This is a genomic window from Lapillicoccus sp., assembly GCF_036559105.1.
Taxonomy (GTDB): Bacteria; Actinomycetota; Actinomycetes; order Actinomycetales; family Dermatophilaceae; genus Lapillicoccus.
This window is the reverse complement of record NZ_DATBTV010000153.1, coordinates 13,726-37,503: the sequence shown is the minus strand read 5'-3', so window position 1 is coordinate 37,503 and position 23,778 is coordinate 13,726. Positions and strand designations below refer to the sequence as shown.

Genomic DNA, 23,778 nt, shown 5'->3' with positions numbered 1-23,778 from the left:
TCAACCGCTGGCCACCGACACGCGGCAGAATCGGGTTCGTGACCGCTGCCGTCGCCGCACCGAACTCCCTCGCCGTCCGAGCGGGCCTGGATGTCGTCGAGGCCGGCGGCACCGCCGTGGACGCCGCGGTCGCCGCGATGCTCGTGGCGATGTGCACCGAGCCGGGTGTGGTCTCCCCGCTCGGTGGCGGGTTCGTCGCGGTCTGGCCGCACGACGGCGACCCCGAGGTCATCGACGCCAATGTCGAGATGCCGGGCCGAGGACTGCCGGCGGAGCGGTTCGGTGAGGGGCTCGTCGAGTTCTCCATGTCCTACGGCGGCGGGATCACCGTGTATGCGGGTCCGGGCAGCGTCGCGACGCCCGGCGCCATCAGCGGTCTCGGCCTCGCTCACGAGCGGCACGGCCGGGTTCCTTGGCGCGAGGTCGTCGCGCCGGCCGCCAACGCTGCCCGCCAAGGCTTCCCCCTCGGGGCGGCGGCCGCGAGCTACCTCGCGATCACCGGCGACTCGCTGTTCGCCTGGGATCCTCAGACGGCGGCGCTCCTGCTGCACTCTGGGGGCGAGCCGAAGGTGGCCGGCGAGAAGATCGTCGACCCGAACCTCGCGGCCGCCCTCGACCGGATCGGAGACGCCGGCGCCGGCGACCTGTTCACCGGCGACCTGGCCGCTGCCCTCGCCGCGGACCAGGAGGACCGCGGCGGCCTCGTCACCCGGGCTGACCTCGCCGCATACCGCCCCGTCGTCCGCGACCCGCTCCGGCTCCGCGCCGGGAGCTGGGACCTCGCCACCAACGCGCCACCGTCGATCGGCGGCCCCGTCCTCGCCGTCATGCTCGGGGAGCTGGTGCGTCGCGGCCGGGTCGAGGTGGACGACATTCTCGAGATCCAGCAACGGGTCCTCAGCCACCGTCTCGGCGTCCACGACTTCTCGCGCGACCTGGAGAAGGACGGGTACGACCTGCTGGCCCTCGTGGAGCGCCACGGGCTGATGGGGCTGCCGACGTCCGGCTCGACCGCCCACGTGTCGGTCGTCGACGCGGCCGGGACGGCCTGCGCCATCACGGCGTCCGCCGGGTACGGCTCGGGGGCGACGGTGCCGGGTACCGGGCTGATGCTCAACAACTGTCTCGGCGAACCGGAGCTCAACCGGCTCGGGCTCCACGCCCTCGTCCCGGGGACGCGGCTGGCCTCCAACATGTCGCCGACCGTGGGCCGGGCCGCCGGTCCGCCGTCGGGCGTGGGACAGGTGCTCGCGATCGGGTCACCCGGCGCCGACCGGATCACGACCGCCCTGATGCAGGTGCTCGGCCGGTTCTGCCTCGATGGTCTCGACCTGGCCGAGGCGATCGACCGGGCCCGGATCCACGTGACGTTCCGCGGCGAGTTCGCCGACCCGAGTGCGGCCGCGGCGGACGCCGGCGACGAGACCGCGCTGCCGCTGGACGAACCCGTGACCGTGGTCCAGGTCGAGGACGACGACGATCTGGTGACGGCGGTCCAGGAAGCGGGGCTCGAGGCGGTGGTCCACCCGCGCCGCTCGATGTTCTTCGGTGGTGTTGCGGCCGCCTACCGTCGCGACGACGGCACGCTCGGCGCCGCCGCAGACTCGCGCCGGGAGTCCGCGACCGGCGTCAGCTGACCGGAACCGCGGCGTCGAGGCCGTGGGCCGCACGGATGAGCCGGACGAAGTCGCCCATGATGTCGGTGATCGCGAAGTCCTTCGGCGTGAACACCGCCGCTACCCCCAGGTCGAGCAGCACCGCCGCGTCGGCCTCCGGGACGATCCCGCCGATGACGACCGGCACGTGGCCGGCGCCCGCCGCACGCAGACCGTCCAGCACGTCGGGAACCAGCGAGAGGTGCGACCCGGACAGGATCGACAGCCCGACCAGGTGCACGTCCTCGGCCACCGCGGCCGCGACGATCTCAGCCGGAGTCAGCCGGATCCCCTGGTAGACCACCTCGAACCCCGCGTCGCGCGCCCGGACCGCGATCTGCTCGGCGCCGTTGCTGTGCCCGTCGAGGCCGGGCTTGCCGACCAGCACCCGCAACCGGCGGCCGACCTCGGCGCTGGTCCGCGCCACCTCGCTCCGCACCGCCGCGAGGTCGCCCGCTGCCTCACGCGGAGCCACCGTCGACGAGACCCCGGTCGGGGCCCGGAACTCCCCGAACACCTCCCGCAGCGCTCCGGCCCACTCCCCCGTCGTCAGACCGGCGCGGGCGCACTCCAGGGTCGCGGGGACGAGGTTGGTCGCGCTCGCAGCCTCGGCTCGCAGCCGCTCGAGCGCTCGCTCCGCCCGTATGCGCCGGGCCGGGTCCGCGTCGCGCTCCGCCCGCCAGCGGCGCACGGCCGCCACCGCAGCCTCCTCCACGTCGGCGTCGACGGCCTGGATCGCCGAGCCCAGGTCGGCCGTGAGCGGGCTCGGTTCGGTCGTGGTGAACCGGTTGAGACCGACGACGACCTCGTCGCCCGACTCGATCCGGCCCCGGCGGGCGGCGTGCGAGGCCACCAGTGCGGACTTCATGTAGCCGGACTCGACCGCGGCGACCGCGCCACCGAGGTCGGCCACTCGGGCCATCTCCGTCCGTGCACCCTCGACCAGCTCGGCCACCTTCGCCTCGACCACCACTGACCCCGTGAAGAGATCCTCGTACTCGAGGAGGTCCGACTCGTAGGCCAGCACCTGCTGGAGCCGCAGCGACCACTGCTGGTCCCACGGCCGCGGCAGCCCGAGCGCCTCGTTCCACGCCGGCAGCTGCACCGCGCGAGCCCGGACGTCGCGCGACAGCGTCACGCCGAGCATCTCCAGGACGATCCGTTGCACGTTGTTCTCCGGCTGGGCCTCGGTCAGGCCTAGCGAGTTGACCTGCGCGCCGTAGCGGAACCGACGCAGCTTCGGGTCGGTCACTCCGTAGCGCATCGACGTCAGCTCGTCCCAGAGCTGCGCGAAGGCGCGCAGCTTGCACATCTCCTCGACGAACCGCACGCCCGCGTTGACGAAGAACGAGATCCGGCCGACCACCTCGCCCAAGTCCGCGGGGTCGACCTGGCCCGAGTCACGCACCGCATCGAGCACGGCGACCGCCGTCGACATCGCATACGCGATCTCCTGCACCGGCGTTGCGCCCGCTTCCTGCAGGTGGTAGCTGCAGACGTTGATCGGGTTCCAGCGCGGCATCTCGCGGACCGTGTAGGCGACCATGTCGGTGATCAGCCGCAGCGACGGACCGGGCGGGAACACGTAGGTCCCGCGCGAGAGGTACTCCTTGATGATGTCGTTCTGGGTCGTGCCGGCCAGCCCCGCGACGGGGGCGCCCTGCTCCTCGGCGGTGACCTGGTAGAGCGCGAGCAGCCACATGGCCGTCGTGTTGATCGTCATTGAGGTGTTCATCCCGGTGAGCGGGATCCCCTCGAAGAGCGCCCGCAGGTCGCCGACGTGGCTGATGGGGACCCCGACCTTGCCCACCTCGCCGCGGGCGAGTGGGTGGTCCGGGTCGTAACCGGTCTGAGTGGGCAGGTCGAAGGCGACCGACAGGCCGGTCTGGCCCTTGGCCAGGTTGGTCCGGTAGAGCGCGTTGCTGGCCGCGGCGCTGGAGTGACCGGCGTACGTGCGCATGACCCACGGCCGGTCAGGCTCTCGGCGGCGCGCCTCGGTGTGCGAGGAGGCGACGTCGTCCGGCATACCGATGGACGGTACCGGCGGGTAACCCGCCCGGGCAGGTCCTCAGGCGGTGAGAGGCGCCACAGTGGCCGGCCGGTCGGCCGCCACGTCCAGGTGGAAGACGCGGTGCAGGCGAGCGGCGCGCAACAGCCGGGCGGTGCGGGGGGTGATGCTGGCGAGCACGAGGCGACGACCCTCGCGGCGGGCGCGGCGGTGGGACTCGAGCAGGACGCCGAGCCCGGTCGCGTCCCCGATCTCGACATCGCCGAGGTGGAGGAACAGGTCGCCGACGCCGTCGTCGATCGCGGCGTGGAGAGCGAGGCGCAGATCAGCCGCCGAGCGGACGTCGATGCGTCCGTCGATCACGACCTCCTGGCCCCGGGCGGAGTCGAGGACGCGAACCGGTACGGTCGCTGTCGGCTGCAGTGCCATCTGGTCCCCCTTGTGGGCCCCCGGCCCGTGTGGGCCTCATTCACTCATGTGCGACACCGCGCGCACGCGAGTCCGGCGGTAACGATCCGGACTACTTCGCAGGAGTGCGGTCCTCGACGGGTGATACGTGCGCTGGTGGAACGGTGGTTCGGTACCAACGACGCTACGGCCAGCCACCGCGGGCAAACGCCATGACACGCACGCTCTCGTGTGACGAATGCGTGACGATCCGGTGGAGCGGCTCAGCCGTAGAGGTCGTCGTCGGGCTCGCGGACAACGTCGGCGCCGAGCCCCTGGAGCTGCCGCTCGAACCGGTCGTACCCCCGGTCGACGTGGTGGGCGCCACTCACCGTGGTCACCCCGTCCGCGACGAGACCCGCGACGACGAGCGCTGCGCCGGCGCGGATGTCGCTGGCCTCGACCGGCGCCCCCGACAGCAGCGGAACGCCGTGGACCATGACGTGGTGGCCGTCGATCCGGGCGTCGGCTCCGAGCCGGGCCAGCTCCTGGACCGTCCGGAACCGGGCCTCGAACAGATTCTCGGTGATCATGGCGCTGCCGTCCGCGACCGCGTTGTAGGTCAGGGCGAACGGCTGCAGGTCGGTCGGGAACCCGGGGTAGGGCAACGTCGCGACGTCCACCGAGCACGGGCGGCCCTGAGGACCGACCACCCGGAACCCGTCGGGCGTCACGGTCACGGTCGACCCGGCGCCGGCCAGCAGGTCGAGCGAGATCTCCAGATGCTCGGCCCGGCCACCGACGACCTCCACGTCCCCGCGCGTCGTCGCCGCCGCGAACGCCCAGCTGCCGGCGGCGATGCGGTCGGGCACGACGTGGTACTCCGTCGCGTGGAGCGCGTCGACGCCGTCGATCTCGATGGTCGACGTACCGGCCCCGCTCACGTGGGCGCCCATGGAGACGAGGAACTCGGCGATGTCGGCGATCTCCGGCTCGCGGGCGGCGTTCTCGATACGGGTGTGCCCGGTGGCGAGCACCGAGGCCATGAGGACGTTCTCGGTGGCCCCGACGCTCGGGAACTCCAGGTGCACGCTCGCGCCGTGCAGCCCCTGGGGGGCTGCGGCGATGAGGTACCCGTGGGCGACGTGGACCTTCGCGCCCAGGGCCTCGAGGCCCTCGGCGTGCAGATCGAGGCCGCGCGAGCCGATGGCGTCGCCGCCGGGCACCGCGACGTCCGCCTCGCCGACGCGCGCGATGAGGGGTCCGAGGACACAGATGGAGGCCCGCAGCGCACGGACCAGCTCGTAGTCGGCCCGGTGCCCGATGCGCTCGGGGACGCCGATCTCGACGACACCGTCCTCCGGCCGCCAGTCGACGTCGCAGCCCAGCCGCCGGAGCAGCTCGGCCATGATCGTCACGTCGACGATGTTCGGGACGTTGGTGAGTCGGGTGCGCCCCACGGCGAGCAACGTGCCGGCCATCAGCTTCAGCGCGCTGTTCTTGGCTCCGACGACGCGGACCTGTCCCCGGAGGCTGGCGCCGCCGGAGACCCGGAACCGTTCCCGCACCCGCCAACCGTAGCGACCGCGGGGGTGCGGCGGCCCGTCGCGTCGCTCCGAGAACGGGTGGCACGCTTGGCCCATGGTCAACCTCACGCGGATCTACACACGCACCGGCGACGACGGCACCACGTCGCTCGGTGACTTCAGCCGGACGTCGAAGAACGACCCGCGCCTGGCCGCCTACGCCGACACCAACGAGGCGAACGCCCAGATCGGCGTCGCCCTCGCCGCCGGCGACCTCGGCGAGGAGGTCGCCGCGACGCTGACCCGGGTCCAGAACGAGCTGTTCGACGTCGGGGCGGACCTGTGCAACCCCCTCCAGGCGTCGTACGAGTACCCGCCGCTGCGGGTCGCCGAGCCCTGGGTGGACGACCTCGAGGCCGACTGCGACCGCTACCTCGAGCGGGTCGAGCCGCTGCGCTCGTTCATCCTTCCCGGCGGGAGCCCGGGCGCCGCATACCTGCACGTCGCCACGACGATCGTGCGGAGGGCCGAGCGCAGCGCCTGGGCCGCGATCGCTGCCCACGGCGACCAGCCGGGCACCGAGAAAGGCGTCGGCGGGGTCAACCGGCTGACGGCGACGTACCTCAACCGCCTCTCCGACCTGCTGTTCATCCTCGCCCGGGTCGCCAACGTCGAGCGGGGCGGGGACGTGCTGTGGCAGCCGGGGGGCGGCCGGGTGGAGAAGCCCGAGCGGCCGCGCCGGACCTAGTCGAGTTGTCTACGCCACGTTGGCGGTGGACCCCGGCGGCGACGCCTCGGACCAGGACCGCAGCGCGGTGTAGGCGCCCGGCGTGAGGGCCAGCTCGAAGGTCACCCCGTTGTCGGTGCACGGCACGGGGACGGCGTCGGGCATGAAGTCGATGACGTCAGAACGTCGGACAGCACGCGGAGACTCGAGGTCGACACTGACGCGGTCCCAGCCGCGCTGGGGCCGCGAGGACACGCCGAGCAGGCTGAACCACTCCAGCCGGGTGTTCCCGAGCCGTAGGTGGCCCAGACGCCACCGGTTGCGGCGGTTGGGCCGCCAGCCGCAGGGGACGAAGAGGATGGCGCCGCGGGAGATCACCCGCCGACGCGCATACGTCGTGGCGAGGAAGACCGCCAGGAGGACGAGCACCACAACGACCGCGATCTCGACGGAGAGGAGTGCGGTCGGCATGGGCGTATGCGGCAGACGCGGGCCGGTCAGCTCTGACCGGCGGCGCCTACCGACTCCGCGATGATGGTCACGCGGTCGTGCTCGACGGAGATGAACCCGCTGTCGATGGTCGTCGTCTGCTCGCCACCCTCGCCGTGGATGACGACGTCGCCGGCCACGAGGACCCCGAGCAGCGGAGTGTGTCCGGGCAGGATCCCGAGCTCACCGTCGACGGAGCGGGCGCGGACCATGGTGGCCTCGCCGGTCCAGACCCGGCGGTCGGCCGCGACGAGTTCGACCTGCAGTGAGCTCACGATGTCCTCCGGTTCGTGCTGCCTGACGGGGCGGTCCGGCGTTTCCCCGCAGTCTAACCGCCGTGGGAGGTCGTTCCGGCCGCCCTGTCCACGGCACGCGGGCCGCGCCGCCGAGACGTTCAACGCGGAAGTCTGCACCCCTGCGCGGGGGTGCGAACTTCCGCGTCGACCACTGCCGAGGGTCAGAGGTTCTTCTGGATCTCCGCCCACTGGCGCTCGACGTCGTCGAGGCCACCGCACATGAAGAACGCCTGCTCGGCCACGTGGTCGTAGTCGCCGTCGGCGATCTTGGTGAACGCCTCGATGCACTCGTCCATCGGAACCGTGGATCCCTCGAGGCCGGTGAACTGCTTGGCCACGTAGGTGTTCTGTGAGAGGAACCGCTGGATGCGGCGGGCCCGGTTGACGAGGATCTTGTCCTCTTCCGACAGCTCGTCGATACCGAGGATCGCGATGATGTCCTGCAGCTCCTTGTTCTTCTGGAGGATCTGCTTGATCCGGACCGCGGTGTTGTAGTGCGCCTCGGAGATGTACCGCGGGTCGAGGATCCGGGACGTCGAGGCCAGCGGGTCGACCGCGGGGTAGATGCCGAGCGAGGCGATCTCGCGGGAGAGCTCGGTGGTCGCGTCGAGGTGGGCGAACGTCGTCGCCGGTGCCGGGTCGGTGTAGTCGTCGGCCGGCACGTAGATCGCCTGCATCGAGGTGATCGAGTGCCCACGGGTCGAGGTGATCCGCTCCTGGAGCACGCCCATCTCGTCGGCGAGGGTCGGCTGGTACCCCACGGCGGACGGCATCCGGCCGAGCAGCGTCGACACCTCGGAGCCCGCCTGGGTGAACCGGAAGATGTTGTCGATGAAGAGGAGCACGTCCTGGCCCTGCACGTCGCGGAAGTACTCCGCCATCGTCAGCGCCGAGAGGGCCACGCGCAGGCGGGTGCCCGGCGGCTCGTCCATCTGACCGAAGACGAGCGCCGTCTGGCCGAGGACGCCGGCCTCCTCCATCTCCGCGATGAGGTCGTTGCCCTCACGGGTCCGCTCCCCCACGCCGGCGAACACGGACACACCGCCGTGGTCGCGCGCGACGCGGGCGATCATCTCCTGGATCAGCACCGTCTTGCCCACGCCGGCGCCGCCGAACAGGCCGATCTTGCCGCCCTGCACGTAGGGGGTCAGCAGGTCGATGACCTTGATCCCCGTCTCGAACATCTGCGTCTTGGACTCGAGCTGGTCGAAGGCCGGAGCCGACCGGTGGATGCCCCACCGCTCCTTGACGTCGAGGGTCTCGCCCTCCTCGAGGTTGAGGCAGACACCGGTGGTGTTGAACACCCGGCCGAGGGTGACGTCGCCGACGGGCACAGTGATCGGGCCGCCGGAGTCGAGCACCGCCGCTCCGCGGACCAGGCCGTCGGTCGGCTGCAGCGAGATGGCGCGGACCATGTTGTCGCCGATGTGCTGGGCGACCTCGAGGTTGACGTTCGACGTCTCGCCGCCGAGCTCGACCTGCGTGGTCAGCAAGTTGTACTGCTCCGGGATCCCGTCGGCCGGGAACTCGATGTCGACGACGGGGCCGGTGATGCGGGCGACCCGTCCGGTGGCGCCGGGCTGGGTCTCCTGGCGCTCGTCGGTGGCGGTTGCGGTCATGTGTCGTTCCTTCTCTCCGGCGGAGGGGTACTGAAGCTACTTCTTGACGGCCAGCGCGTCGGCGCCGCCGACGATCTCGCTGATCTCCTGGGTGATCTCGGCCTGGCGGGCCTGGTTCGCCAACCGGGTGTAGGTCTTGATGAGCGCGTCGGCGTTGTCGGTCGCCGACTTCATCGCCCGTTGCTGGGCGGCGAGCTGCGAGGCCGCCGCACCGAGCAGACAGGTCCAGATCCGGGCCGTGACGTACTTGGGCAGGACCTCGTCGAGAACCCGGCCGATGCTCGGCTCGAACTCGTAGAGTGGCAGCACCTCGTTGTTCGCCGGCGCGTCGTCCTCGTCCTCGTCGACGATCTCGATGGGCAGCAGACGCAGCGCGCGCGGCTCCTGCACGACCATCGAGCTGAACCGCGTGTAGACGACGTGGACCTCCTCGGTCCCGCCCTCGTCGTAGTCCTTGAGGAAGTCCGTGACGATCCGCTCGCCGATCTCCTTGGCCGCGTCGTGCGTCGGCTGGTCGGAGAACCCACCCCAGGCTTGCGCATACTCGCGCCGACGGAACTTGTAGAAGTTCATCGCGCGGTTGCCCACGAGGTAGACGACGAGCTCCTTGTCCTCCTCGCGGAGCTTGCGGACCAGCTGCTCGCTCTCCTTGAGCACCGACGCGTTGTAGGCCCCCGAGAGGCCCCGGTCGCCCGCGATGATGACGACACCGGCGCGACGCACCTTCTCCCGCTCGGTGGTGAGCGGGTGGTCCTCGTTGGAGTACGTCGCCAGGGCGGACAGCGCCCGGGTCAGCGCGTGAGTGTACGGCGCCGATGCGAGCACCCGCTGGCGCGCCTTGACCACCCGCGACGCAGCGATGAGCTCCATCGCCCGGGTGATCTTCTTGGTCGCCTGGACGGTCCGGACGCGCTGGCGGTAGACCCGCATCTGCGCTCCCATGTCGCCGCCTCTCTCTCGTGTCTCGTCTGGTGTCGGTCAGAACCGTTGGGATGCCAACCCTCGGGGCTCCGCCCCGAGCTCCCCGAAGGGTTCAGCGTCGCTGCCGCTTGATCTGCTCCTGGTCCACCGAGCCGGCGTCGAGGTCCTCGGCCTCCGCCTCGGTGCCCACGTCGGTGCGCCGGTCGTCGACCGGCTCCTCCGAGGCGAACTCCTTGCCGAACTCGGTGATCGCCTTGTCCAGGGTGTCCCTCGCGTCGTCGTCGAGCTTGCCGGTCTCCCGGATCCCGTCGAGCACGCCCTGGTACTTGTGGTGGAGGAAGCCGAGGAAGTCCTCCTCGAAGGTGCGGACGTCCTCGACCTTGATCTTGTCGAGCTTGCCGGTCGTGCCGGCCCAGACGCTGACGACCTGCTCCTCGACGGGGAACGGGCTGCTCTGCTTCTGCTTGAGCAGCTCGACCAGGCGAGCGCCACGCGCCAGCTGGGCCCGCGACGCCGGGTCGAGGTCGGAGGCGAACATCGCGAACGCCTCCATGGCCCGGAACTGCGCGAGGTCCAGCTTGAGCCGGCCGGCGACGTCCTTCATCGCCTTGATCTGGGCGTTGCCGCCGACCCGGGAGACCGAGACACCGACGTCGATGGCCGGGCGGACGTTGGCGTTGAACAGGTCCGACTGGAGGTAGATCTGACCGTCGGTGATCGAGATGACGTTGGTCGGGATGTAGGCCGACACGTCGCCCGCCTTGGTCTCGATGATGGGCAGGCCGGTCATCGACCCGGCTCCGAGCTCGTCGGACAGCTTGGCGCAGCGCTCGAGCAGCCGGCTGTGCAGGTAGAAGACGTCGCCGGGGTAGGCCTCGCGGCCCGGGGGGCGGCGCAGCAGCAGCGACACAGCACGGTAGGCCTCGGCCTGCTTGCTGAGGTCGTCGAAGACGATGAGCACGTGCATGCCCTGGTACATCCAGTGCTGGCCGATGGCCGAGCCGGTGTAGGGCGCGAGGTACTTGAACCCGGCCGCGTCGGAGGCCGGGGCCGCGACGATGGTCGTGTACTCCATCGCGCCGGCCTCTTCGAGCGTGCCCTTGACGCCCGCGATGGTCGAGCCCTTCTGGCCGATCGCGACGTAGATGCAGCGCACCTGCTGCTTGGGGTCGCCCGACTCCCAGTTGCGCTTCTGGTTGATGATCGTGTCGACCGCGATCTGGGACTTGCCGGTCTGCCGGTCGCCGATGATGAGCTGGCGCTGGCCACGGCCGATCGGCGTCATCGCGTCGACCGCCTTGAGGCCGGTCTGCATCGGCTCGTGCACCGACTGGCGTTGCACGACGGTGGGCGCCTGCAGCTCGAGCGCGCGACGAGTCTCCGCCTCGATCGGCCCCAAGCCGTCGATGGGCTCGCCGAGCGGGTCGATGACGCGGCCCAGGAAGTTGTCGCCGACGGGCACGGAGAGCACCTCGCCAGTCCGGGTCACCTCCTGGCCCTCGTCGATGCCGCTGAAGTCGCCGAGAACGACGACACCGATGTCGGCCACGTCGAGGTTCAGCGCGATGCCGAGGGTGCCGTCGGAGAACCGCAGCAGCTCGTTCGTCATCGCCGAGGGCAGGCCCTCGACGTGAGCGATGCCGTCACCGGCGTCGATGACGCGGCCGACCTCTTCGCGGGAGGCGGCACCCGGCTCGTAGGACTGGACGAAGGTGTCCAGCGCGTCCCGGATCTCCTCCGGACGGATCGAAAGCTCCGTCATGGTGTCACTTCTCCTGTAGGTCGGGTATGCGAGTAAGTCGAGGGTGCGTCAGGTGCCGAGGTGGCGCTTCGCGGCCTCGAGGCGGCGAAGGATGGTGCCGTCGACGACGTCGTCGCCGACCTGCACCCGGATGCCACCGATGACCGCGGGGTCGATGACGACGTTCAGGTGGACCGTCTTGCCGGCGTAGTAGCCGGACAGCGCCGCGGCCAGCCGGCGCCGCTGCTCCTCGTCGAGTGTGACGGCTGTAGTCACGGTGGCGGCGAGCTGGTCGCGCCGGGTCGATGCGACCGCGAGGTAGCCGTCCAGCACCCGGTCGAACCGGCGGCCGCGCGGCGAGCGGACGGCCTGTCGCACGAGCCGCACCGCCTCGGGGTTGGCCTTGCCCTCGAGCAGCGAGCCGACGAGGGCCTCCTTGCTCCCGGCGTCGGCCCGACGGTCGGTCAGCGCGTCGCGCAGTCCGGGGTTGCCGGCGACGATCCGCTCGAAGCGGAAGAGGTCGTCCTCCATCTGGTCGGCCCGCCCCTGCGCCTCCGCGGCGGCGACGACCGCCGCCACCGCCAGCGACTCCAGGGTGTCGGTGAGGTCCCGCTCGGCCGCCCAGCGCTGGCCGGCCGCCTGCTTCGCGACGACGACCGCCTCCGGGCTCACCTTCCCGCCGAACAGCTTCTCGACGAGGCTCGCCTTGTCCGCCCCGTCACGCGAGGGGTCGCTCACGGCCCGGCGCAGCGCGATGGTGCCGTCGAGGGCGTCGGTGATCCCGAACAGGTCCTCGCCGAGACGGGCCCGGTCGACCTGTCCGTCCAGGACGCTCTGGAACGTGTCCTGGACGGCGCGGGCGGAGGTGCGGGACGAACCGCGCATCAGGTGTCCTGCGACCCGGGTGCGCCGGCGCTGCCCGCGTCGCCCACCGACTCGGCGCCGGCCGGCTGGCTCACCTTCTCGGGTGTGATGTTGCCGGCCTCGAGCTCGGCGAGGAACCGCTCGACGATTCCGCGCTGACGCGTCTCGTCCTCCAGTGACTCGCCGACGATCCGGCTGGCCAGGTCGGTCGACAGGCGGCCGACCTCGCCGCGCAGCTGGATGATCGCCTGCTGGCGCTCGGCCTCGATCTGCTTGTGCGCGCTCTCGGTGATCCGGCCGGCTTCCTGGTTGGCCTTCTCCCGCAGCTCGGCGATGATCTGAGCACCCTGCGCCTTGGCGTCCTCCCGGATGCGGGTGGCCTCCTCCCGGCCCTCCTGCAGCTGCAGGTTGTACTGGTCCAGCGCGGCCTGCGCGGCCGCCTGGGCCTCCTCCGCCTTGGAGATGCCGCCCTCGATCGCCGCGGTGCGCTCGGCGTAGATCTCCTCGAGGCGGGGCACGACCCGCGTCCTCACGATCCAGTAGAGGATCCCGAAGGTCACCAGCCCGAAGATCAGCTCGACCGGGTGCGGGAGGATCGGGTAGGCCGATGACCAGAAGTCGCCGCTCTCCCCGCCTTCGGCGGCCGGCAGCGCGAGTGGCCCTGACAGAGGGAGCGTCACGGCATACATGGGGTTCTCCTCACCAACGGTGGGTGGGCGGTCGGGGCGGTGTCGGGAACCGCGTCAGCCGCGGAAGACGAACGCGAGCGCGATGCCGAAGATGGCCAGCGCCTCGGTGATGGCCATGCCGAGGAACGCGATCGGCTGGAGCATGCCGCGGGCCTCAGGCTGACGGGCGACGCCGTTGATGTACGCGGCGAAGATCAGGCCGACACCGATACCGGGGCCGATGGCGGACAGGCCGTAACCGAGGATGGCGATGTTGCCGGTCATGACTTTTTCCGTTTCTTGTGTGGTGTCCCGTGAGCGGATGCCCCCGGGGCCTTTCCGTACTGCGGGTCCTAGTGCTCGTCGGCGACGGCGCCGGCGATGTAGAGCGCGGTGAGCAGGGTGAAGACGTAGGCCTGCAGGAACTCCACCAGGAGCTCGAAGAGGGTCATGACGAACCCGAAGATCCAGGTCACGGCTCCGGCGGCCGGGAGGAGGATGCCGCCGCTGGTCAGCATGTACCAGCCGCCGGTGATGAACAGGACGATGAGGATGTGTCCGGCGAACATGTTGCCGAAGAGCCGCAGCGCCAGGGTCACCGGTCGCGTGAAGAGGTCGGTGATCAGCTCGAGGAAGAAGATCACCGGCACGATCCAACCGGGTAGGCCGGAGGGCACCAGCGACTTCCAGTAGCCGACGAATCCGTGCTTGCGGAAGCCCACGACGTGGAACGTGATCCACGAGATCAGCGCCAGTCCGATGGGGAAGCCGATCCGGCTCATCGTCGGGAACTGGAACGGCGGCAGGACGCCGAAGAGGTTGTTCACGAGGATGAACATGAAGAACGTGAAGAGCAGCGGGACGAACCGCAGGAACTCCTTGCTGCCGATCAGGTCGCGGGCCACGCCGTTACGGACCAGGCCGTAGACCGCCTCGGTGGCCATCTGTCCCTTGCCCGGGACGAGCGCCTTCTTCTTCGTCGTGGCCAACAGGAACCAGGCGATGAGCGCGACCGAGATGACCGCGACGAAGCACGCGCGAGTGATCGCCGTCGAACCCGAACCGATCAGCGGCTGCCAGAAGTCGGACACACCAGGAGCCTCGTAGTCCGCGGGAACTGCGGCAGCGAGGATGCTCACGGGTGACTCCTTCGTACGCGCGGGACACTGCAGTGCAGATGGGTCGAGCGCCGGATCTGGGACGACCGCTCGACCGCCAAACTCACTGGAGCCAAACCGCCGTCCTCAGCGTCCGCCGAGTTCAGTGAGAACCGTACCTGAACCAGATCAGGTAGAGCGACAGCGCCATTCCGCCAACAATTCCCACGCCGACGATCCAGGTCGTGCCCAACCATCGGTCGAGCAGATAGCCGATCCCGCCGTAGACAAGCGGTCCGCTGATGAGATAAGCGACCGACCTCCAGGCCGCATCCTGCTCCCGGGTGTTGAAGGCGCGCAGCTCCTCCGCCTTCTCCTCGGACGTCAGCTCGCGCGGCGGTTCGGGCTCCGGCGACGACGGGCTGGAGGGCGGGTCGGCGGGCGGGTCGGACGGTGCCATGACGGACTCGATTCTGGCTCACGTGCGGTCCTCCTGACCGGGCAGCGCCGCGGCGCCGTCAGGGTCGTAGGTGAAGATCCGCAGCCGCTTGTAGGCGCGCAGCTCGAAGAAGAGCCACACGAGCGCGCAGACCGTGATCGTCACGCCGACCGCATACCCCGACAGCCACGAGACGTCACGCACCGCGAACATCACGATCCCGAGGACGATCACCTTGACCGTGTAGCTGACCATCACGACGAGCATCACCGTTGTCGGAGGCAGGTCGGCGGTGCGCTTCATGACCAGCAGCGTCAGGCTGAAGAACCCGACGACGAGCGTGGCGCCGAGCGCGGCCGACCAGGCGGCCATCGGGCTGGAGAAGAGGCCCACGACGACGCAGACCACCGCCGCCACGAGCGTCGGCCAGAGCGAGCCCCGCAGCAGCTCGCCGAACGCGTCGCTTTGACCGCCGGCGCGGGCATCACTGCTCATGTCGAACCTGCTCTGTCGTTGTGGCAGAACCCTTTTCAGGATCTTTCCAGGTGCTTGTGAAAACTATCACAAGCGCTTCGGTCGGGTCCACCTGGGCAGCCACACGGTCAGGGACACCACCACGGCCAGACAGACCCCGATGACGATCGCCGCGCGCCAGCTCTCGACGAACGCGAGCGACACCGTACCGAGAGCCAGCAGCGCAGCCCACATGTAGAGGATGAGGACGGCGTTGCGGTGGCCGTGCCCGAGGTCGAGCATCCGGTGGTGGAGGTGCTTCCGGTCGGGGTCCCACGGGTTCTTACCGGCCAGGGTCCGCCGGGCGACCGCGAGCACCATGTCGAGGAACGGCAGGCTCAGCACGGCGAGCGGAACGGCGATCGGCAGCAGCGCGGCGGTGAGGCTCCCCCCGTTCGCGGAGCCGGGGTCGACACTGCCGCTGAGCGAGATCGTCGCGGCGGCGAGCAGCAGCCCGAGGAGCAGCGCACCCGAGTCGCCCATGAACAGGCGCGCCGGATGGAAGTTGTGGGGCAGGAACCCCAGGCAGCAGCCGAGGACCGCGGCACTGATGAACGTCGCGTTGGAGAAGACGTTCGGCGGGTTGTAGCTGTTGGAGATGTAGTACGAGTAGATGAAGAAGGCCAGGGCCGCTATGGCCACGACGCCCACGGCCAGCCCGTCCAAGCCGTCGATGAAGTTCACGGCGTTGACCGTCGCGAGGACGACGATGACCGTCACGGCGACCAGAACCGGTGTCGGCAGGACGGTGCTGGTCCCGAAGAATGGGACGGAGAGCAGCTGGACGCCCTTGTAGGCCATGACGCCGGCCGCCAGGATCTGTCCCGCGAGCTTGGTCAGCCAGTCCAGCTCGCGGATGTCGTCGATGGCGCCGACGAGACAGACGATCGCGGCGCCCATGAGGACGCCGGAGATCTGGCCGCTGCTGTAGACCCCCTTGAGGTACGGCAGCTCCCGTGCGACCAGGCTGGCCGCAGCGAACCCGAGGAAGATCGCGACGCCCCCCAGCCGCGGCGTCGGCGTCGAGTGGACGTCACGCTCACGGACGGGGGTGAAGGCGTTGGTCGCCACGGCGACCGCGCGGACGAACGGGGTCGCGAAGTACGTGATCGCCCCGGCGACGACGAAGATGACGAAGTACTCGCGCACGGGCTCTGCTCAGGACACCTGGGTCGGCCTCGCGACCGGACGTCAGGGACGCGGGTATGCGGGGAAGCGGGTCACCAGGTCGGTCACCTCGGCGCGCACCTCGCGAGACACCTCATGGTCCGGGTCGGCGTCGCCCTTGATGACCGCCGTGGCGATGAGCTCGGCGATGGCCGTCATCTCCTCGGTGCCCATCCCCTGCGTCGTCGTGCACGGTGTGCCGACCCGGATGCCCGAGGCGATGTTGGCCTTCTGGGGGTCGAAGGGGATTGCGTTCTTGTTCAGGACGATCCCGGCGGCGTCGGCCCGGGCCTCGGCGTCGACACCGGTGACGCCGACCCCTTGGAGGTCGTGCAGCGACAGGTGCGTGTCGGTCCCGCCGGTCGTCGGCCGGATGCCGTGCTCCCCGAGGGAGGTGGCCAGCTGCCGGGCGTTCTCGACCACCCGGCGGGCGTACTCCGCATACTCCGGCGTCGCGCACTCCTTGAAGTTCACCGCCTTGGCGGCGATGGTGTGCATCTGCGGGCCGCCCTGCATCATCGGGAAGACCGCCTTGTCGAGCGCCGCGGCGTGCTCCGCCTTGCAGACCAGCGCGCCGGAGCGCGGCCCGCGGAGCACCTTGTGCGTCGTGAAGGTGACGACGTCCGCGTACGGGACCGGGCTGGGGATCGCCTTTCCGGCGACGAGACCGATGAAGTGCGCCGCGTCGACCCAGAAGATCGCGCCGACCTCGTCGGCGAGGTTGCGGAAGAACTCGAAGTCGATGAGCCGCGGGATCGCGCTGCCGCCGGCGAGGATCACCTTGGGCCGGTGCTCGCGGGCCAGCTGGGCGACCTGGTCGTAGTCGATGTCCTCGGTCTCACGGTCGACGCCGTAGTGCACCGCGTTGAACCACTTGCCGGAGAAGGACACCTTGGCGCCGTGGGTCAGGTGGCCGCCCATCGGGAGCGCCATGGCGAGGAACGTGTCACCCGGCTGCATGAACGCGCCGTAGACCGCCTGGTTGGCGCTGGCGCCGCTGTGCGGCTGGACGTTGGCGTGCTCCGCGTCGAACAGCGCCTTGCACCGCTCGATGGCGATCGTCTCGGCCTTGTCCACCTCGACGCAGCCGCCGTAGTAGCGCCGGCCCGGGTAGCCCTCGGCGTACTTGTTCGAGAGGGTCGAGCCCAGCGCGGTGAGGACCTCGGGCGACGACATGTTCTCGCTGGCGATGAGCTGCAGCCCGCCGCGGATGCGGCCGAGCTCGGAGAGCAGGACGCCGGCGATGTCGGGGTCGAAGGCCTGGAGGGCGCCGAAGTCGGAGCCGTAGAAGGTGTCGTCCGGCGAGGTGGGCTCGTGGTGCGTCAAGGCAGTCTCCGGGTCGGTCGGGCAGGGCGACCTCAACTGTAGGCCCGCCGTGACCGGCCACCTCGCCGATCCCACCGGTTACGACACGGCTCCGACCCGGAAACTCCTCCCGCGCGACCGCCCGGTCTGTGAGACTTCCTGACGTCATGGCCAAGCCGACCATCCTCGCCGTCGACGACGACCCGGGCGCTTCGCGCGCCATCGCGCGCGATCTCAGCACCCGCTACGGCGCCGACTACAGCGTCGTGCGGGCCACCTCGGGCGCCGAGGCACTGACCCATCTCGCCCGGCTCGCCCTGCAGGACCGGCGGGTGGCCCTGGTCGTGTCCGACCAGCGGATGCCCGGGATGACCGGCATCGAGATGCTCGAGGAGGTCCGCCGCCAGTCCCCGGACTCCAAGCTGCTCCTGCTCACCGCCTACGCGGACACCGACGTGGCGATCACGGCGATCAACGAGATCGGCCTCGACTACTACCTCGTCAAACCGTGGGACCCGCCCTCGGAACGGCTCTACCCCGCCATCGACGGGCTGCTCGACGACTGGAGCAGCGACCACCCGCCGGAGACCCAGGACGTCCGGGTGGTGGGCCATCCGTGGGCCGAGCACACCTACGAGGTCAAGACCTTCCTCACTCGCAACCACGTGCCCTACCGCTGGCTGGACGTCGAGCACGACGACGAGGCCGGCCGGCTGCTCGACCTGGCCGGTCTCGGCGACCTCGACCCGGCGCGGCTGCCGGTCGTCGTCATGCCCTCGGGCACGGCGCTGGTGTCGCCGTCGAACCTCGAGCTGGCCGGTGCCCTCGGCCTGCGCACCCAGGCCCAGCAGCCGCTCTACGACCTCTGCATCGTGGGTTCCGGCCCTGCGGGGCTCGCGGCCGCGGTGTATGCGGCGTCCGAGGGGCTCTCGACGGTGGTCGTCGAGCGAGACGCACCGGGCGGCCAGGCCGGGCAGAGCGCGTCGATCGAGAACTACCTCGGCTTCCCGCGGGGGCTGTCCGGCGCCGACCTGACCCACCGGGCCGTGGCCCAGGCGTCCCGGTTCGGGGCGGAGACGGTGCTCGCGCGCGACGTGGTGCGGTTCGAGGCGCGCGGTCCGGTGCGGGCGGTCATCCTCCGCGACGGCGGCGAGATCGAGGCCCGGGCCCTGCTCGTGGCCACCGGTGTTTCCTACCGGCGGCTGGAGGCGCCGGGCGCCCCCGAGCTCGTGGGCCGCGGCATCTACTACGGCGCGTCGGCCGCCGAGGCGCTCCAGTGCGCCGGGCAGGACGTCTACGTCATCGGCGCGGCGAACTCCGCCGGGCAGGCAGTGCTGAACTTCGCGCGCTACGCCAAGCGGGTCGTCCTGCTGGTCCGCGGGGGTGGGCTCGACGCGACCATGTCGGCCTACCTCGTCCAGCGCATTCGCGACGCCGACAACGTCGAGGTCCGCCTCAACACCGAGGTGGCGGCGGTCCACGGTTCGGGCCACCTGGAACGGCTGACCCTGGCCGACCGCTCCACCGGTGCCCGGGAGGAGGTCGACGGGAGCTGGCTGTTCGCGTTCATCGGCGCCTCCCCGCATACCGACTGGCTGGGCGACGCGGTCGAGCGGGACGACAAGGGGTTCGTCGTGACCGGCCGCGACCTGCACGCTCCCGAGGGCAGCGCGCCGGCCAGGGCTCCGTTCGCGCTGGAGACGAGCGTGCCGGGCGTCTTCGCCGCCGGCGACGTGCGGCTGGACTCGATGAAGCGCGTCGCGTCGGCGGTCGGCGAGGGCGCGATGGCCGTCTACCTCGTCCACCGCTACCTCGCGACCACCTGATGGAGCGACCGGTGGATCCGACTGAGCTGCGCGGCATACCGCTGTTCGACTCCCTGGCCGACGACCAGCTGGCCTGGCTGGCCGGGGAGGGCGAGGTCCGCACCTTCCGCGAGGGCGAGGAGCTCTGGCACGAGGGCGAGCCGGCGGTCCTCTGGTGGGTGCTGCTGGGGGGGTCGATCACCCTGCTGCGGCACGTGGGCTCCGAGGACACCGTGATGGGCGGGCTGACCAGCCCCGGGCACTGGGCCGGCGGGTTCGCCGCGTGGGACGAGCTCGGGAGCTACCTCGCCACGGGACGCGGCGACGGCGTCGGGCGGGTGTTCACGCTGAAGGCCGACGCCCTCGGCGCGCTGGCCGGCGAGTGGTTCGCGTTCGGCGTGCACTTCATCCGGGGGTACGTCGGGACGGTTCGCCGGGTGGAGACGCACGCGCGCCAGCGCGAGGCCCTCGTGGCCCTCGGAACGCTGGCCGCGGGCCTCGCCCATGAGCTGAACAACCCGGCGTCCGCAGCGACCCGAGCCGTCGACTCGCTCAGCACCACGTCCGCGCGCATGTATGCAGCGCTGAGCCGGCTCGCGGCCCAGCAGATGAGCCCCGAGCAGTTCGCCGGTCTCGACTTACTGCGGCGGGAGCTCCAGGGCGGCACGCCACCGGCCGACTCCCTCGCTGAGTCCGAGCTGGAGGACGTCCTGAGCACGTGGCTGGCCGACCACGACGTCGCCGAGGAGTGGCTGCTCGCGCCGCCCCTCGCGGCCGCCGGCGCGGACCTGGTCTGGTGCGAACGGGTCGCGGAACTCGTGCCCGGCGACCTCCTGGGACCGGGCATCGACTGGGTGGCCAGTGCGCAGTCGATGGACGGGCTGCTGGCCGAGGTGAAGGAGTCCACCGGCCGGGTCTCCGGCCTTGTCGCGCGGGTCCGCTCCTACACCCAGCTCGACCGCGCCTCGCTGCAGTCGACCGACATCCCCGAGGGCCTCGACAGCACCCTCGTCATGCTCAACCACAAGATCGGCCCTGGCGTCGTGGTGGAGCGCGACTACCGCCCGGAGGTGCCCCGGATCGAGGCGATGGCCGCCGAGCTGAACCAGGTGTGGACCAACCTCATCGACAACGCGGTCGACGCCATGGACGGTCGCGGGACGCTGCGGATCCGGACGCGGCTCGACGAGCTGGGCTGGGTGGTCGTCGAGGTCGAGGACTCCGGACCGGGGATGAGCGCCGAGACGGCCAAGCACGTCTTCGAACCCTTCTACACGACCAAACCGGTCGGCCAGGGCACCGGGCTCGGCCTCGACATCTCCCGCCGGATCATCTCGGACCACCACCACGGTGAGATCTCGGTCGAGTCGGTCCCGGGCCGGACGGTGATGCGGGTCCGGCTACCGGTCCGCTGACCCCGCCGTTGCCGAGCGGCGCCAGCGTGGCCGCATCGCCGTGTGCGCGCATTGCCGGCGCGCGCGCTCAGCTCCGTCCGCGGCGGCGCGAGCCGGCGATCCGCGGGCCGGACCGGTTCCGCGGGGGCTTCGCGGCCGCGGCGGCGACAGCGGCGGCCCGGGCCGCCTCCTCCGCCTCACGCTTCGCCGCCTCCTCCAGCGCCGCATCGACCTCGGCGCGGGTCAGCGCCCCTTCTCGCAGGGTGATTGGTGCGTCGCCGGTGCAGTCGAGGATCGTCGAGGCGAACCCGCCCGGAGCGGGGCCACCGTCGAGGTAGACCGCGACCGAGGCGCCGAGCTGTTCCTGGGCCTCCGCAACGGTCTGGGCCGGCGCCCGGCCGGTGAGGTTGGCGCTGGTGACCGCCATCGGGCCGGCCTGCCCGAGCAGGGCGAGGGCGATCTCGTGGTCGGGCATGCGCAGGGCGACCGTCCCGTTGGTCTCGCCGAGGTCCCAGGTCAGCGACGGCTGCGACTCGAGCACCAGGGTGAGGGCGCCCGGCCAGAAGCGGTCGATCAGGTGGCGGACGTACGGAGGGACCGACCGCGCCAGGCCGTCGACCGTCCGGGCGTTCGGGACGAGGACGGGGGGCGGCATGTCGCGACCACGGCCCTTGGCGGCGAGCACGGCGGTCACGGCCGACGCGTCGAACGCGTCGCACCCGATCCCGTAGACGGTGTCCGTCGGGAGCACGACCACCTGACCGGACTGGACGGCCCGGGCGGCCGCCTCGATGCCTGCCGTCAGACCCTCGGGTGTGGTGCAGTCGAAGACCTCACTCATGCTTGTCCCACCAACGCGTCACGACCTCGCACCCTATGACGGGTGGCCACGACACAGCGCGGCCGGCCCAGCAGGTCGACATGGTCGATGACCCTGTCCCAGTCCCCCGTGCCCGCCAGCGCCCGGGGCAGCGACGCGCCCTGGGTCTCCGCGTGCTCCATGACGAGGGTGCCACCGTCGCGCAGCAGCTCGGCGGCACGACCGGCCATCGCCAGGGGCAGGGCCAAACCGTCGACGCTGCCGCCGTAGAGCGCCTCGACCGGGTCGTGGTCCCGGACCTCGGGGTCGACGGGGACCTGGTCGTCCGGGATGTAGGGCGGGTTGCAGGTCACGACGTCGACGGCGTCCACGTGCTCCGGGTATGCGTGTCGCGCATCGCCGCGGTCGACACTGACCTCGAGCCCGAGCCGGTCGCGGTTCCGGACCGCCCACGCGTGGGCGAGGTCGGTCAGCTCGACCGCATACACCGTCGCCGCCGGGCACTCCGCCTTGACGGCGAGCGCGATGGCGCCCGACCCGGTGGCGAGGTCGACCACGACCGGTGCGTCCCGGCCGGCGAGCGAGCGCAGGGCCAGGTCGACGAGCAGCTCGGTCTCGGGGCGCGGCACGAAGACGCCGGGCCCGACCTCGAGCTCCAGCCCCCGGAAGTACGCGCGTCCGGTGAGGTGCTGCAGCGGCACCCGGCTCGCGCGTTCTGCGACGAGGTCCGCATACCCGTCCGGCGCCTCGACCCCACCCCGGACCATGAGCCTCCGGGTCTCGCTGACGTCCTCGCCGCGCAGGTGGGCGGCGAGGTGCACGGCGTCGACCGGGGCGGACTCGACGCCGGCCTCGGCGAGGGTCATGGTCGCCCGCCGGACCGCGTCGCGGAGCTCAGTCACAACGCCTCACGCGCCCGCCACCGCGGCCAGCCGGGCCTGCTCGTCGGCCTCGACGCAGGAACCGATGACGGCGTCCAGGTCGCCGTCCAGCACCTGGTCGAGGTTGTACGCCTTGAAGCCGGTCCGGTGGTCGCTCAGCCGGTTCTCGGCGAAGTTGTAGGTGCGGATCCGCTCGCTGCGGTCGACGGTCCGGACCTGGCTGCGGCGAGCGGCGGACGCCTCGGCCTCCGCCTGCTCCTTGGCCGCCTGGTGGAGCCGGGCGCGGAGCACCCGCAGGGCGGCCTCTTTGTTCTGCAGCTGCGACTTCTCGTTCTGACAGGACACCACGATGCCGGTCGGCAGATGGGTGATCCGGACCGCGGAGTCGGTCGTGTTGACGCTCTGGCCGCCGGGGCCGGACGAGCGGTAGACGTCGATGCGCAGGTCGTTCGGGTGGATCTCGACCTCGTCGGTCTCCCCGACGTCGGGCATGACGAGCACGCCCGCCGCGCTGGTGTGGATCCGGCCCTGGCTCTCGGTGACCGGGACCCGCTGCACCCGGTGCACGCCGCCCTCGAACTTCAACATCGCCCACGGTGCCTCGCCGGGCGGCGGCGTGCCCTTGGCCTTGACGGTCAGCCGAGCCTCCTTGTAGCCGCCGAGGTCCGACTCGGTGGCGTCGGTGACCTCGGCGCGCCAGCCGCGCTTCTCGGCGTAGCGTAGGTACATCCGCAGCAGGTCGCCCGCGAAGAGCGCGGACTCCTCGCCGCCCTCACCCGCCTTGACCTCGAGGATGACGTCGCGGTCGTCGTCGGGGTCGCGCGGCACCAGCAGATGCCGCAGGTGCTCGCGAGCCGCCGAGGCGGTCTCCTCGAGCGCGGGTACCTCGGCCGCGAACGACTCGTCCTCGGGCGCCAGCTCGCGGGCCGCGGCGAGGTCGCCCTCGGCGGTCTCCAGGGCCCGGTACGCGGCGACGGTCGGGGCGAGCGCGGCGTACCGCTTGTTGAGGGTCCGGACCAGCGTCTGGTCGCCGAACACCTCGGGGTCGGCGAGGCGCTGCTCGAGGTCGGTGTACTCCTCGAGCACCGCACGCCCGCTGTCGACGACGGACCCTGGGGACGTCTCGCTCATCGCCGCACCCCTTCCGCGAACTGGCAGGTACCCGCATATACAGACGATCGCCGGCCCCGGACCTGGGTGAACCCAGGCCGGGACCGGCGATCAGGAGAGCTACTTGGAGGCGTCGGCCTTCTTGCCGTAGCGCTGGTTGAACCGGGCCACGCGGCCACCGGTGTCGAGGATCTTCTGCTTGCCCGTGTAGAACGGGTGGCACTGGGAGCAGACGTCGGCGTGGATCTGGCCGGACGCGGACGTGCTGCGGGTGGTGAACGTGTTGCCACAGGTACAGGTGACCGTGGTCTCCACGTAGGTGGGGTGCAGGTCCTTCTTCACAAAC

The 23,778-nt window shown here is 71.0% G+C and carries 24 protein-coding genes; 4 read left to right on the top strand and 20 right to left on the bottom strand.

Annotation, left to right across the window (positions count from 1 at the left end; all coding sequences use genetic code 11):
• The first annotated feature begins 38 nt into the window (after window positions 1-38).
• Window positions 39-1,637 (top strand): gamma-glutamyltransferase, encoded by a 1,599-nt coding sequence (locus VIG79_RS18415; protein ID WP_331888294.1) that lies wholly within the window; start codon window positions 39-41, stop codon window positions 1,635-1,637.
• Here the strand turns inward: VIG79_RS18415 and VIG79_RS18410 are convergent.
• From VIG79_RS18410 to murA, 3 genes are all read right to left on the bottom strand, one after another.
• Window positions 1,630-3,615 (bottom strand): protein meaA, encoded by a 1,986-nt coding sequence (locus tag VIG79_RS18410; RefSeq protein ID WP_331888353.1) that lies wholly within the window; start codon window positions 3,613-3,615, stop codon window positions 1,630-1,632. The genes VIG79_RS18415 and VIG79_RS18410 overlap by 8 nt on opposite strands.
• Window positions 3,616-3,723: 108 nt before the next feature.
• On the bottom strand, window positions 3,724-4,092 hold the full coding sequence (locus VIG79_RS18405; protein ID WP_331888292.1) for an STAS domain-containing protein: 369 nt from the start codon (window positions 4,090-4,092) through the stop codon (window positions 3,724-3,726).
• A gap of 242 nt (window positions 4,093-4,334) precedes the next feature.
• Entirely contained in the window at window positions 4,335-5,618 is a 1,284-nt protein-coding gene (murA, locus tag VIG79_RS18400; protein WP_331888290.1) for a UDP-N-acetylglucosamine 1-carboxyvinyltransferase, read from the bottom strand.
• Window positions 5,619-5,691: 73 nt separating this feature from the next.
• On the opposite strand from murA, the gene VIG79_RS18395 reads away from it, so the two are divergent.
• Window positions 5,692-6,324 carry a cob(I)yrinic acid a,c-diamide adenosyltransferase gene (locus VIG79_RS18395; RefSeq protein WP_331888288.1) on the top strand — a complete coding sequence of 211 codons (633 nt, stop codon included), beginning with the start codon at window positions 5,692-5,694 and terminating at the stop codon, window positions 6,322-6,324.
• A 9-nt stretch (window positions 6,325-6,333) separates the two neighbouring features.
• On the opposite strand, the gene VIG79_RS18390 is transcribed toward VIG79_RS18395, so the two are convergent.
• The 13 genes from VIG79_RS18390 to glyA form a co-directional block, all read right to left on the bottom strand.
• Window positions 6,334-6,774, bottom strand: a complete 441-nt coding sequence (locus VIG79_RS18390; RefSeq protein ID WP_331888286.1) for a DUF2550 family protein — start codon at window positions 6,772-6,774, stop codon at window positions 6,334-6,336.
• Window positions 6,775-6,800: 26 nt separating this feature from the next.
• Window positions 6,801-7,067 (bottom strand): F0F1 ATP synthase subunit epsilon, encoded by a 267-nt coding sequence (locus tag VIG79_RS18385; protein ID WP_331888285.1) that lies wholly within the window; start codon window positions 7,065-7,067, stop codon window positions 6,801-6,803.
• Between the two features lie 182 nt (window positions 7,068-7,249).
• Complete coding sequence (gene atpD, locus VIG79_RS18380) at window positions 7,250-8,707, bottom strand: F0F1 ATP synthase subunit beta (RefSeq protein WP_331888283.1); 1,458 nt, start codon at window positions 8,705-8,707, stop codon at window positions 7,250-7,252.
• Window positions 8,708-8,743: 36 nt separating this feature from the next.
• Entirely contained in the window at window positions 8,744-9,649 is a 906-nt protein-coding gene (locus tag VIG79_RS18375; protein ID WP_331888281.1) for a F0F1 ATP synthase subunit gamma, read from the bottom strand.
• A 91-nt stretch (window positions 9,650-9,740) separates the two neighbouring features.
• The gene (gene atpA / locus VIG79_RS18370; protein ID WP_331888280.1) at window positions 9,741-11,390 is read right to left on the bottom strand and encodes a F0F1 ATP synthase subunit alpha; all 1,650 of its coding nucleotides are present in this window, start codon (window positions 11,388-11,390) and stop codon (window positions 9,741-9,743) included.
• Window positions 11,391-11,438: 48 nt separating this feature from the next.
• Window positions 11,439-12,254 carry a F0F1 ATP synthase subunit delta gene (locus tag VIG79_RS18365; protein ID WP_331888279.1) on the bottom strand — a complete coding sequence of 272 codons (816 nt, stop codon included), beginning with the start codon at window positions 12,252-12,254 and terminating at the stop codon, window positions 11,439-11,441.
• Window positions 12,254-12,922, bottom strand: a complete 669-nt coding sequence (locus VIG79_RS18360; RefSeq protein WP_331888277.1) for a F0F1 ATP synthase subunit B — start codon at window positions 12,920-12,922, stop codon at window positions 12,254-12,256. The genes VIG79_RS18365 and VIG79_RS18360 overlap by 1 nt, the downstream gene beginning before the upstream one ends.
• 54 nt (window positions 12,923-12,976) lie before the next feature.
• Window positions 12,977-13,186 (bottom strand): ATP synthase F0 subunit C, encoded by a 210-nt coding sequence (gene atpE / locus VIG79_RS18355; protein ID WP_331888275.1) that lies wholly within the window; start codon window positions 13,184-13,186, stop codon window positions 12,977-12,979.
• Window positions 13,187-13,254: 68 nt separating this feature from the next.
• Window positions 13,255-14,040 (bottom strand): F0F1 ATP synthase subunit A, encoded by a 786-nt coding sequence (gene atpB, locus VIG79_RS18350; RefSeq protein ID WP_331888273.1) that lies wholly within the window; start codon window positions 14,038-14,040, stop codon window positions 13,255-13,257.
• A gap of 121 nt (window positions 14,041-14,161) precedes the next feature.
• Entirely contained in the window at window positions 14,162-14,458 is a 297-nt protein-coding gene (locus VIG79_RS18345; protein WP_331888271.1) for a hypothetical protein, read from the bottom strand.
• A gap of 18 nt (window positions 14,459-14,476) precedes the next feature.
• Window positions 14,477-14,932: a hypothetical protein gene (locus VIG79_RS18340; protein ID WP_331888269.1), complete on the bottom strand. Its 456-nt coding sequence runs from the start codon at window positions 14,930-14,932 to the stop codon at window positions 14,477-14,479.
• A gap of 66 nt (window positions 14,933-14,998) precedes the next feature.
• The gene (locus tag VIG79_RS18335) at window positions 14,999-16,099 is read right to left on the bottom strand and encodes an MraY family glycosyltransferase (RefSeq protein WP_331888267.1); all 1,101 of its coding nucleotides are present in this window, start codon (window positions 16,097-16,099) and stop codon (window positions 14,999-15,001) included.
• Window positions 16,100-16,141: 42 nt separating this feature from the next.
• Window positions 16,142-17,443, bottom strand: coding sequence for a serine hydroxymethyltransferase (glyA, locus tag VIG79_RS18330; protein ID WP_331888265.1), 1,302 nt, complete (start codon window positions 17,441-17,443; stop codon window positions 16,142-16,144).
• Window positions 17,444-17,589: 146 nt separating this feature from the next.
• Between glyA and VIG79_RS18325 the strand changes: the two genes are divergently transcribed.
• Window positions 17,590-19,248 carry an FAD-dependent oxidoreductase gene (locus tag VIG79_RS18325; RefSeq protein WP_331888263.1) on the top strand — a complete coding sequence of 553 codons (1,659 nt, stop codon included), beginning with the start codon at window positions 17,590-17,592 and terminating at the stop codon, window positions 19,246-19,248.
• An 11-nt stretch (window positions 19,249-19,259) separates the two neighbouring features.
• On the top strand, window positions 19,260-20,642 hold the full coding sequence (locus VIG79_RS18320; protein WP_331888261.1) for an ATP-binding protein: 1,383 nt from the start codon (window positions 19,260-19,262) through the stop codon (window positions 20,640-20,642).
• Between the two features lie 67 nt (window positions 20,643-20,709).
• Here the strand turns inward: VIG79_RS18320 and VIG79_RS18315 are convergent, their stop codons facing one another.
• From VIG79_RS18315 to rpmE, 4 genes are all read right to left on the bottom strand, one after another.
• Window positions 20,710-21,462 (bottom strand): L-threonylcarbamoyladenylate synthase, encoded by a 753-nt coding sequence (locus VIG79_RS18315; protein ID WP_331888259.1) that lies wholly within the window; start codon window positions 21,460-21,462, stop codon window positions 20,710-20,712.
• A complete protein-coding gene (gene prmC / locus VIG79_RS18310; protein WP_331888257.1) occupies window positions 21,459-22,343 on the bottom strand; it encodes a peptide chain release factor N(5)-glutamine methyltransferase in 885 nt (294 codons plus the stop codon). The genes VIG79_RS18315 and prmC overlap by 4 nt, the downstream gene beginning before the upstream one ends.
• A 6-nt stretch (window positions 22,344-22,349) precedes the next feature.
• Window positions 22,350-23,453 (bottom strand): peptide chain release factor 1, encoded by a 1,104-nt coding sequence (prfA, locus tag VIG79_RS18305; RefSeq protein ID WP_331888255.1) that lies wholly within the window; start codon window positions 23,451-23,453, stop codon window positions 22,350-22,352.
• A 99-nt stretch (window positions 23,454-23,552) separates the two neighbouring features.
• Window positions 23,553-23,774, bottom strand: a complete 222-nt coding sequence (rpmE, locus tag VIG79_RS18300) for a 50S ribosomal protein L31 (RefSeq protein WP_331888253.1) — start codon at window positions 23,772-23,774, stop codon at window positions 23,553-23,555.
• Window positions 23,775-23,778: the final 4 nt, after the last annotated feature.